Raw genomic sequence first — 10,910 nt, 5'->3', positions numbered from 1 at the left:
CTGCTTAACTGCCTTACTTGATACAGTTTTAATCCATAAGTCTTGTTGATTTTGTTTCATATGAACATTATTTAACCATTTCGAGAAATCATAACCGCTCATGAATTTTCTGCCTTCTTCATAGTTAACACGATTAGTTGCGATGTACATGTTGTAGACATAACGACATACACCAAAAGTTCTAATAAGTTTTTCACGTTGCCGGTCAGTTGGTTTTATTTCCAGCTTATAAGCCCGCTTCATTTCTTATCATCCTTTCATCTGATTTCAACGAGATAGCATCTTATACATATATACCCATTTGTCTATTTTTTTGTCTACTGTTTTATTACTCCTAGCAATGAGCTGCATGCTCAATCATTTGTTTTAATATTTGCATCACATGCGCGTCTGCTTGAGAATAATAAATGCTCGTTCCTTCACGACGTGACTTCACGAGACGCATGTTTTTTAAAAATCGAAGTTGATGTGAGACTGTAGATTGCTTCAAACCGAGCTCCTCACTCATTTCATTTACCGCATATTCGCGCTCAAATAATAAATATAAAATGCGAATGCGCGTCGGATCACTAATTGCTTTAAACGTTTGCGAAACGATAAACAACGTTTCTTCATCTAATGCTTGTGAAAAATCAATTGCTGGTGAATCTTCCATGTTGAAACACCCCTTACTTCAATATATGATTATATGTTCATATATAGTATATGATGAGTTTCCGAGCATGTCAATGTTTAAAACAACAAAAAAGGCACATGAACGACTCATGTACCTTTTCGTTATACTAATAAAGCTTTTGCTTTTTTCAATCGATTCGTTAATGATTTTGAACGATGACGTTTTGAAAGTTTTTGCAGTAATTTCACAGAACGATCAGCACGTCCGAGTTCATTATAAATATCTGTTAATAAATACGTCACTTTAATTAATGGTGTATCGACTGCAAGTGCACGTTCTAATGATTCAGTTGCTTCTTCTAAGCGGCCTAAAGCACGCAATGCAACTGCTTTTTGATAAAGCGCACGATCAAAATCTGGTAATAATGCTAATGAACGATCACAAGCTCCGACCGCCCATTTATAATGCGCATGACTAATCAGTTGCTCTGCTAAAATAGCAAAATATTCTGGTGACTCATGACGGTGCTGATGCGCATTACCGAGTGATACTGGTTTATGTGCAAAAAACGTTTCATACGTTTGACGTAATACACCTGTTTCTTTTAAATAGCGTAAAACGCGATGCCCTGCGTATGGTACGGGAATCATTTGTACATTTTGAAGCGCTGGCTTTAACTGCTCATTGTAATATTGCCAATCCAACGTATTTTTAGGGTCTAATAGTAACGTAACAGGTGCTTCAACAGTCGGTAATTGTAAAGCGTGTGTAAAGACAATTTTACGTTTTGTGCCGTAGTGTGGATGCCCTGAATTACGCGGTGCAAATGCTAAAATACGCACATTCGGAATAACCGAACCGTAATATACAGAACAATAGCCCGCCAAACTCGTACCGTATGCGTAATTTTGATCATACTGCTCAAAAATATGCGCTGTCATCGCTGTATAATCTTGTTGCGTTAAATTTTCATAAAAATAATTTAAACGATTACGACGAAGTGCAACAATATCTAACTGTTGATTATTTACGTAATATTTTGCAAAAATACCTTGTTTATATGTTAATTCAATCGTATCAAAAGCAGCAATAGCTCCTCTTGCTTTACCGCGCCATTTATAAAATTCTAATGTATAATCATCAGTTTTACGAATAACGTATTTACGATAACCGTCTTTCGCAAAAAATGTCGCGTGTTTCTTTTCATCATATAATGCCATCGCTTTGTCATACCAAACCGATGATTGGGCTTGATTGCCTTCTAATAAATAGAAAACACTTAAATTAAATGTTTGCTCAAACGTTTCTTTTATAGATAGTACGCGTTTCAAATATTTGATTGCTAAAGATAAGTCGCCTAATTGTAATGCTTTCTTTGCCACAGCCTTCATATAATAAATATCATCAAAATGTTGTTCTTCACTTAACGCAACAATATCTAGTAGTTCGTCAATCGTTTTTACTTTTTTCGCACTTTCACGGAAATAATTTAAATAAGGAGATTGTCTACGATGTTTCACAATACGTGCCACCTCGATCAATTTCGACTTCATTGATTTCCCTTGTAAAGATTGATGAACGATTTGCCCTTTTGTCAGTAACGATGTCGCACAATTCAATGCGAATTCCCGTTCTAACTGAACATTTTTTTCTTGTTGTAATAGTTGCTCATAATGTACTTGCAACGCATCATCTATCATCGATTTCATTTTTTACCTACATTTCTACTAAAAGTTTCACCCACCATCTTATCAAAAATAGGGCAAATGTTCAAAGTAATATTAAAAGTAGTGCATTCAATTTTTCATTTGATAATTTAAAACGCATGAGACGTCCACTATTTTCTTTAAAGAAGCGATGTTTAAAGGTTTTATAAAGATGAGCGAAATGCTAATTATTCATCCTAAAAAAAAGAGATAGAAAAATTTGTTATATTGCCGATAAACCATTGATTTTACGGCATTTTGACCGTATGATGAAAGAAGTAATGGCGACGACGAAGCGCTCTACGAATGAAAATCGCTAACTTAGTTAAATTATTCGACAATTTATACAATTCGATTTTCAACGGTCTTCCGTTACTGTATAATAATGCAAATATTATGAAAAAGAGGCGACGTTTATGCATAAATTAGCAGCTCAATTAAACGACACACTACAACAACAAGCACCAACAGTATTGGACATGCTGTCTAATCTTGGTAAAGAAATGTACTATCCAACTGAAGGTATTTTAGCGCAATCTGCAGAAGCAAAATCTGCAAAAAAATACAACGCAACGATCGGTACAGCACTTGAAAATGGCAAACCTATGCACTTAAAAGTCATCCAAGATACATTATCTGCATACGAACCTAAAGACTTATACTTATACGCTCCACCACAAGGCAAAGCAGAGCTTCGTCAAGCATGGCGCGAGAAAATGATTAAAGAAAACCCATCATTAGTAGGTAAAACATTTGGTACACCAATCGTTACAAACGCTTTAACACATGGTTTATCAATTATTGCAGATTTATTTGCCGACAATGGTGATGCTTTAATCATTCCAGATAAAAACTGGGAAAACTATGATATGGTATTCGGCATTCGTCGCGGCGCTAATGTCGTAACATATCCTTTATACGATGATGCAGGTCTTTTCAACGCAACAGCATTAAAAGAAACAATCATCGCTCAAAAAGATGCGACTGGTAAAGCCATCGTTTTATTAAACTTCCCAAATAATCCAACAGGTTACACACCGACACCACAAGAAGCAGATACAATCGTTCAAGCGATTAAAGAAGCTGCCGATACAGGTGTAAAAGTAGTCGCTGTGACAGATGACGCATACTTCTCATTATTCTTCGAAGATTCAATTACAGAATCATTATTCGGCCGTTTAGCAGACGTACATGAAAATGTGTTAGCTGTTAAAATTGATGGTGCGACAAAAGAAGAATACGTATGGGGCTTCCGTGTAGGTTTCATCACGTACGCTGCGAAAAACGAAGCAATTTTACATGCATTAGAAGAAAAAACACGTGGTATTATCCGTGCGACAATTTCTTCTGGTCCACACCCTTCTCAAACGTTCGTATTAAAAGCGCTTCAAAGCCCTGAGTTCGAACAACAAAAACAAGAAAAATTCGATATTATGAAAGGCCGCGCGATCAAAACGAAACAAGTGCTTGATAGCGGTAAATACGACGATGCATGGGATTACTACCCATTCAACTCTGGCTATTTCATGTGCCTAAAACTGAAAAATGTAACAGCTGATGAGTTACGTCCAGTAGCGCTTGAAAAATACGGCGTTGGTGCAATTGCACTTGGCGAAACAGACCTTCGTGTTGCATTCTCTTGTATCGAAGAAGATGGCATTGAAGAACTATTTGACTTATTATACGCAGCTGTAAAAGACGTAGAAGCTTCAAAATAACTACTTGTTTATAATAAGAGGCTGGGACAAAACATTTCATTTTCCTTTTTTAGCATTCGCAACAAAAACCCGGAACCGCGCCACAGCGCGATTCCGGGTTTTTTTATGCTCATTTGAGATGGTGTTTTTACACTTATGTCCCAACCTCTTATTTTTTATGCAAAAAAATACACCGCCACTCGTTACATCGTTGTAACGAGCAGGGTGCCGTTTTTGTAGCTACGTTATGATTATTTGCTTTCTTGTGCTAATGCCCGGTGGCTAAATGCTACTGCATGTAAAATTGTTTTTGTCATAATTTCAATACCTGTAAAAATACGATCGCGATTGTACGTCATATAAGGGTCGTGTAAGCCTGGTGTCACACCACACCCTACGCCGAGCATCGTCGCCTTTACATATGGTCGCTTCAACGTATAATAATGGAAATCTTCGCCACCTGGTGTCACGACATCTTTCGATAAATGTTCGATCCCACACGTATCAATAATCGCTTGTTTCATTAATTGTTTCGCTGTATCATCGACTTCTGCCGCCACAATTGATGCTTTCGTTTCGCATTGGATTTTTGCACGATGCGCCTGCTCGACACCTAAAATCGCTAAATTAATTTGCGTCATTAATTGATCCATACCTTCATTCGTCTGTGAACGCGCATCAATTGTAAAACTCGCAATTCCTGGAATCGTATTCGCATTTTGAACATCTCCTGCTTGGAAGCTCGTTAATTTCACCGAAGATGGAATCATAGGGTCAATATGAATATGCGATAGTGCAGTAACGAGGCTTGAGCCGATCTCAATGGCATTTTTCCCTAAATGTGGGCGTGCGCCATGACATTCTTGTCCGATGATTTTTCCTTCAATGAGACGCGCCGCTCCGTGATACAGAGCAGGGCTGTACGTATCATCTCGCATTTCTTGTACAGGGCGTAGATGCATACCAAATAAAAAGCTCATATCATCAACGAGACCGCGCTCAACAAACGACAATGCGCCATTCCCCTTTTCTTCTGCCGGTTGAAATAACACACGAATTTTACCTGCTGTCGGATTATGCAGACGCTTTAACATTAATAACACTCCAACAGCCATCGTCATATGGGCATCATGTCCACACGAATGATTACCTTTAAATTCGCCGTCCACTTGTTGCCAAAGTGCATCGATATCAGTCCGTAAACCGATCACAGGTTTTCCTTCCCCAATTTCTACGTATAACCCCGTTGAACCTTCAAATGTCGTTACGCGAAAGTCTAAATCGCGCAATGTTTTTGCTAAATAAGCTGTCGTTTTATACTCTTGCCACCCTACTTCGGGTATTTGATGCAATGTCGTATAGACATCTCTCAAAAATGGTTTGTGACGCTCCAACAATTCTCGCACGAATTTTCACCTCTTCATATGCTAATTCACTATAAATGTATACTACTTTAACACTTTTTTTACTAAAAATCAATTTTATTCAGAAAATTCAATCTTTTATAGCATACTGAAGTAGAACAAAAAAGTTTGAAATTTTCTGTTTTTTTAAGTATGATAGAAAAAGGAACTAAGAGTAATAAAACAGCAGACAAATGGATATATATTTATAAAATGATATCTCGTTAAAATCAGGTGAAAACGAATCGTGTTAATTACGAAGAAAGTAGAAAATTCATGAGTGGTTATGACTTCTCGAAATGGTTAAACAATATTCACACGAAAGAGAATCAACAAGATTTGTGGATTAAATCCGTATCAAGTAAAGCTGTTAAACAATCCATTATGAATGCTGAACGTGCTTATAAAAACTTTTTCAAAGGTTTAAGTAAACACCCTTGTTTCAAAAAGAAAGCAAGACAAGATGTAAAAGCTTACTTCCCCAAAAATAATCAGACTGATTTTGAAGTAAAACGCCATCAAATCAAAGTACCGACGCTCGGCTGGGTAACATTGAAAGCATATGGTTATCTTCCGAAAGATGCTGTCATCAAAAGCGGTACAGTATCACAAAAAGCTGACCGATTCTATATTTCAGTATTATGCGAAGTGCCTGACTGCATAAAACAAACACCGGAATCAGAAGGCATCGGCATTGATTTAGGGATTAATGATTTTGCCATGATGAGTAATGGTAAAGTTTATGAAAATATCAATAAAACAGATAAAGTAAGAAAGCTTGAAAAACGATTGAAACAAGCGCAACGGAAATTTAGTAGAAGTTACGAACAAAACAAAGATAAAAAGGTAGGTGAAAACTGTTACTTCAACAATCGACAAAAACAAATTTGTCGCGTACAAAAATTACATCAGCGTCTAGCAAAGCTACACAATATGAATTATTGGTGTCTGTTTAAATAAATATAGTACGGTGGGCTACATCGGAATTGAAGCCTGTGGAGAGTGATACGAAACGTTAGTAGGTACGTGCCGGGGACGCATTCTGAGAAGCAGGAAAAAGCTAGATGTATACTTTTGTATATGTTTTTAGTAGCAGGATAAGCTATGCATACATCTCATAACTCTCAATCAGTAGATCATGTCCAAATCGAATTACCAACATTTTTTGATGGCGTCACATTCGAAGATATTGAAGCAGCACTTAATGAACTTTTAAATATGATTCAAAACAGTCATAGCTTCGATCAGCCTCGTACCGATTTATCTACATCTATATAAAATGTTAAAAGGCAGCGAAAAAATCGTTGCCTTTTTTAGTTATACCCTATTATTTCCCAAATATTTACGTTATAATTATCTGAAAATACAGAAAAAGGGGTTAACAAATATGCACGCACAACTTTCTACGATTATTGAAGCATTACAACAGTTTTTAGCAGCTGATCAAATTTCAACGAATGAGACGGTACGTGAAAATCATGGTCAAGATGAATCTTATCATCAGATGACCTTACCTGATGTCGTCGTATTTCCGAAAACGACTGAAGAAGTGTCAAAAATTATGGAAGTTGCGAACACATATGAAATCGCTGTCATTCCATTTGGACGTGGCTCTAGTTTAGAAGGACATATTATTCCCGTAACGCATACATTAACGATTGATTTCATTCATATGGATCAAATTTTAGAAATTCGCCCAGAAGATTTACTCGTACGCGTACAACCAGGTGTGACACGCGTACAATTGAATAAAGAATTGAAAAAGCACGGGTTATTTTTCTCAGTAGACCCAGGTGCAGATGCGACGTTAGGCGGTATGGCAGCGACAAATGCCAGTGGTACGACTGCCGTTCGTTACGGTGTCATGCGTGACCAAGTACGCGATTTAGAAGTCGTGTTAGCAGATGGACGTATTATTCATACAGGAAGCTTAGCTGCAAAATCTTCTTCAGGCTATCATTTAAATGGCTTATTTGTCGGCTCTGAAGGTACACTCGGTTGCTTTACAGAACTAACGTTACGCGTTTATGGTATTCCTGAATTTGAAATGGCTGCGCGTGCTGTTTTCCCTACTGTTCGTCAAGCGATTGAAGCCGCAACGAACATTTTACAAGCAGGTGTGCCAATTGCTCGCGTTGAACTTGTAGACGAACAATCAATGCAACAAGTGAACGCCTATAGCGGTACTGATTATTTAGTGAAACCGACATTATTTTTAGAGTTTCATGGTAACGAAGCTGGACTTGCACAAGATGTTGCTTTTACACGAGAAATTATGGACGACAATGGCTGTTTAGAAGTTTTCTTTGAAACAGACACGAAAGCGCGCCATGAATTGTGGGAAGCACGACACAATTTAGCATACGCGTATACACACGGCTATCGTGGTCGTAAATTAATGTCTACAGATGTCGTCGTGCCGATTGCAGCACTGGCCGATGCGATTGAATACGCAGCAAAACTTATCGAAGAAACAGGATTAATTGGCGGTGTACTCGGCCACGTTGGAGATGGAAACTTCCATGCCCTTGTGATGATGGATCCAAACAATCCAGAAGAATTTGCACGTGCGAAAAAATTCAACGAATCGCTCGTAGAGTTCGGTTTAGATCATGGTGGTACATGTACAGGGGAACATGGTGTTGGTCTTGGAAAACGTCAATACCAACAACGTGAACATGGTGCCTCTTTAGATGTGATGCGTGCGATTAAACAAACGTTAGATCCGAAAAACATTTTAAACCCAGGTAAATTAATTAGCGAATCAGAAGTATTACATTAAAAAAAGAGAACGGCTAACATAAGGCCGTTCTCTTTTTATTTTTGCGTCGCACGCTCAATCATAATCATCATCACTGTTGCTAAAACCCACAGACCGATAATAACGGTCATAATAACGCCATTCACGTTTAAAATTTGAAAATCATAATACGCTAAATAAGCGATCATGACGATAACAAATAATAACTGAATCAAAATTTTTTTCGACATAATGTGTCCCTTTCTTTCTCGCTTCATTGTATCATTTTTTTGCATTAAGTGAACGACGAACGTATCGGCTCCAGCAGAAAAAGGTTCTTCCGATACGTATCGAAATCCTAGTTGTTCATAAAAACGAATCGCTTGAGTATTTGTCTCTAGTACACGTACATAGAGCGTTTGTTGTGGAAATAATGTTGTGCCTACTTCTACGAGACGACGTCCAAACCCTTGATGTTGCGCGGTAGGCAGAACGTATAACGCTTCTAATTCTATACGTTCTGTCGTCGTGAAATGTGCAAATCCGACGACGTTGTGCGCATGTTCTGCAACAAAAAATGCTGAGGTTGTAATACGTTTTCGTAATTGCCGGTAGTTATAATCAAATGCTAAAAACTGTTGCTGTAATTTTGGTGATAGTAACCCTTTGTACGTATGTTGCCATGTTTTTACAGCAACTTGTTGAATCATCGCAATATCTTCGACTGTGGCTGCTCGAATCATCGAGACACCCCCTTTTTTTCATTATAGGCGAGCTTAAATGATTGTACAAACGATGATACTATCTTTAAGATATATAATGAGGAGGGATTCATGTGGACAATTTCACTTTTTATAATCCAACAAAACTTCATTTCGGTAAAGGTCAAGTATTGAAACTAGAAGAGGAACTTCCGAAATACGGCAAGAACGTATTAATCGTATACGGTGGTGGTAGTATTTTTAAAAACGGCGTTTATGACGACGTTTATAAAGTATTATCTGATTGTGGTGCTAACATCGTTGAACTTGGCGGTGTTGAGCCAAACCCACGTCTTACAACTGCTGAAAAAGGCATTCAAATTTGCCGTGATACAGCGATTGATTTCATTTTAGCTATCGGTGGCGGTTCTGTTATAGACTGTGTCAAACTAATTGCAGCAGGTGCTAAAACAGACGCACCCGCATGGGATATCGTGACACGTAAAGCCTCTGTAAAAGAAGCTTTACCATTCGGCGTCGTATTAACGATTGCAGCAACTGGTTCTGAAATGAATTCAGGTTCTGTTATTACAAACTGGGAAACGAACGAAAAATATGGTTGGGGTTCTCCATTCACCTTCCCCCAATTTTCTATCTTAGACCCTGCTTATACATTTTCTGTACCGAAAAATCAAACGATTTACGGTATTGTTGATAGTATGAGTCACGTGTTGGAACATTACTTCCACCAAACGCCACATACAGAATTCCAAGACCGTATGTGTGAAGGTTTATTACTTACAATTATGGAAACTGCACAAGACGCATTAAAAGATCCAAACAACTACGATGCACGTGCAACACTTATGTACGGTAGTACAATGGCGCTAAACGGTATTTTAAATATGGGTTACCGCGGCGACTGGGCAACACATAATTTAGAACATGCTGTTTCTGCCATTCATGACATTCCACATGGCGGTGGCTTAGCAATTCTTTTCCCTCGCTGGATGCGTCACTTCATTGAAGAAGATGTACAACGCTTCCGCAAACTTGCAACACGTGTATTTAACGTTGATACGACAGGCCTAAGCGATTTAGAAGTAGGCTTAAAAGGCATTGAAAAACTAGAAGCATTCTGGGCATCAATTGGTGCACCAACGACTTTAGGTGACTATAATATCGATGTTTCTTCAGTCGACGCTATCGTCGATCGTGCGATGCGTAATGGTGATTTCGGTAACTTTGCGACTGTCACATCAGCAGACGCTGAAGCAATTTATAAAGCTTCTTTATAACAGACAAAAACCGCGTACGATTTATGTGCGCGGTTTTTTCATGCGAATTAAATAGTAGCTACCATATAAAATCACCCATACGATAATGAGCAGACAAACTAGTCCAAAAATATACCCTGGATTTCCGAACCAATGCTCTAATATGACAATCGGTGACCCCTTTGCTGGTTCGCTCAAAAAGAAAAAATTCGTTCCGAATCGTTCATTAATCCCATAAATAATTGGTGTCACGCAAGCGATAAATAAAGTCTGTTGCCAAATGGCGCGGACATTCGGAACAACTTCTTTCACATATAACATCATACAAACGTACCCTACGATTAAGATATGATACAAAAAACTATGCACATTCACAAAATCTAATAATGCGCGGTGTGTCCATGCTGGGAACAATAGCGCACAAACTGCCCCCGGTAAAAAAACGGCAAATAGCAGCTGTCCAATTATGTTCGATTGTTTATAGGCGTGCAAACAGATTGCAAACATCGCAAGTGCGCATAGTTCAAGCGGTAATACATTAAGATGCCACTGTTCGTAATACCAAATGTAAATGTTTTTAACGATTTCTGCCACGATAAATGTCCAAGCAATCCATATACGCATCTTTCGTCTTGAAGCCACTGACAGATGACGATAATACGAACACATGATCAATATAAGTAACAGTGATATGGATAGCCAACTCAGATGTGTGGCATCTAATAACTGAAACGCAATTAAGAACATAATTTATCCCTCTTTCTAACGCG

Annotated in this window: 10 protein-coding genes and 1 pseudogene; 5 read left to right on the top strand and 6 right to left on the bottom strand. The window is 38.2% G+C overall.

Features of this window, described 5'->3' with window-relative positions; all coding sequences use genetic code 11:
• The 3 genes from KMHG_RS04470 to KMHG_RS04460 all read right to left on the bottom strand — a co-directional run.
• Positions 1 to 243 (bottom strand): helix-turn-helix domain-containing protein (locus KMHG_RS04470; protein WP_010287378.1); only part of this gene is annotated, 243 nt, incomplete at its 3' end.
• A gap of 91 nt (positions 244 to 334) precedes the next feature.
• Positions 335 to 655 carry an ArsR/SmtB family transcription factor gene (locus tag KMHG_RS04465; RefSeq protein ID WP_010287376.1) on the bottom strand — a complete coding sequence of 107 codons (321 nt, stop codon included), beginning with the start codon at positions 653 to 655 and terminating at the stop codon, positions 335 to 337.
• A gap of 122 nt (positions 656 to 777) precedes the next feature.
• Positions 778 to 2,325, bottom strand: coding sequence for a tetratricopeptide repeat protein (locus tag KMHG_RS04460; RefSeq protein WP_010287373.1), 1,548 nt, complete (start codon positions 2,323 to 2,325; stop codon positions 778 to 780).
• Between the two features lie 413 nt (positions 2,326 to 2,738).
• On the opposite strand from KMHG_RS04460, the gene KMHG_RS04455 reads away from it, so the two are divergent.
• On the top strand, positions 2,739 to 4,040 hold the full coding sequence (locus KMHG_RS04455) for an aminotransferase class I/II-fold pyridoxal phosphate-dependent enzyme (RefSeq protein WP_010287371.1): 1,302 nt from the start codon (positions 2,739 to 2,741) through the stop codon (positions 4,038 to 4,040).
• A 230-nt stretch (positions 4,041 to 4,270) separates the two neighbouring features.
• Here the strand turns inward: KMHG_RS04455 and KMHG_RS04450 are convergent, their stop codons facing one another.
• A complete protein-coding gene (locus KMHG_RS04450) occupies positions 4,271 to 5,425 on the bottom strand; it encodes a M20 peptidase aminoacylase family protein (protein ID WP_010287364.1) in 1,155 nt (384 codons plus the stop codon).
• 231 nt (positions 5,426 to 5,656) lie between these two features.
• Here KMHG_RS04450 and KMHG_RS04445 point away from each other — a divergent pair.
• The 3 genes and pseudogenes from KMHG_RS04445 to KMHG_RS04435 form a co-directional block, all read left to right on the top strand.
• Positions 5,657 to 6,349 (top strand): annotated as a pseudogene (locus KMHG_RS04445) (RNA-guided endonuclease InsQ/TnpB family protein); the annotation flags it as partial.
• A 177-nt stretch (positions 6,350 to 6,526) separates the two neighbouring features.
• The gene (locus KMHG_RS18990) at positions 6,527 to 6,700 is read left to right on the top strand and encodes a hypothetical protein (RefSeq protein WP_154647356.1); all 174 of its coding nucleotides are present in this window, start codon (positions 6,527 to 6,529) and stop codon (positions 6,698 to 6,700) included.
• 109 nt (positions 6,701 to 6,809) lie between these two features.
• The gene (locus tag KMHG_RS04435) at positions 6,810 to 8,204 is read left to right on the top strand and encodes an FAD-binding oxidoreductase (protein WP_010287359.1); all 1,395 of its coding nucleotides are present in this window, start codon (positions 6,810 to 6,812) and stop codon (positions 8,202 to 8,204) included.
• Positions 8,205 to 8,239: 35 nt separating this feature from the next.
• On the opposite strand, the gene KMHG_RS18300 is transcribed toward KMHG_RS04435, so the two are convergent.
• A complete protein-coding gene (locus KMHG_RS18300) occupies positions 8,240 to 8,905 on the bottom strand; it encodes a GNAT family N-acetyltransferase (RefSeq protein WP_010287357.1) in 666 nt (221 codons plus the stop codon).
• 92 nt (positions 8,906 to 8,997) lie between these two features.
• Here KMHG_RS18300 and KMHG_RS04425 point away from each other — a divergent pair, with 92 nt between their 5' ends.
• A complete protein-coding gene (locus KMHG_RS04425) occupies positions 8,998 to 10,161 on the top strand; it encodes an iron-containing alcohol dehydrogenase (protein ID WP_010287355.1) in 1,164 nt (387 codons plus the stop codon).
• 21 nt (positions 10,162 to 10,182) lie between these two features.
• On the opposite strand, the gene KMHG_RS17365 is transcribed toward KMHG_RS04425, so the two are convergent.
• Positions 10,183 to 10,887, bottom strand: a complete 705-nt coding sequence (locus tag KMHG_RS17365; protein ID WP_044504361.1) for a YwaF family protein — start codon at positions 10,885 to 10,887, stop codon at positions 10,183 to 10,185.
• Positions 10,888 to 10,910: the final 23 nt, after the last annotated feature.

Origin of the sequence: Kurthia massiliensis, from assembly GCF_000285555.1 — a bacterium.
GTDB lineage: Bacteria > Bacillota > Bacilli > Bacillales_A > Planococcaceae > Kurthia > Kurthia massiliensis.
The sequence above is the reverse complement of the archived record's forward strand: the minus strand, read 5'-3'. Positions and strand labels throughout refer to the sequence as shown.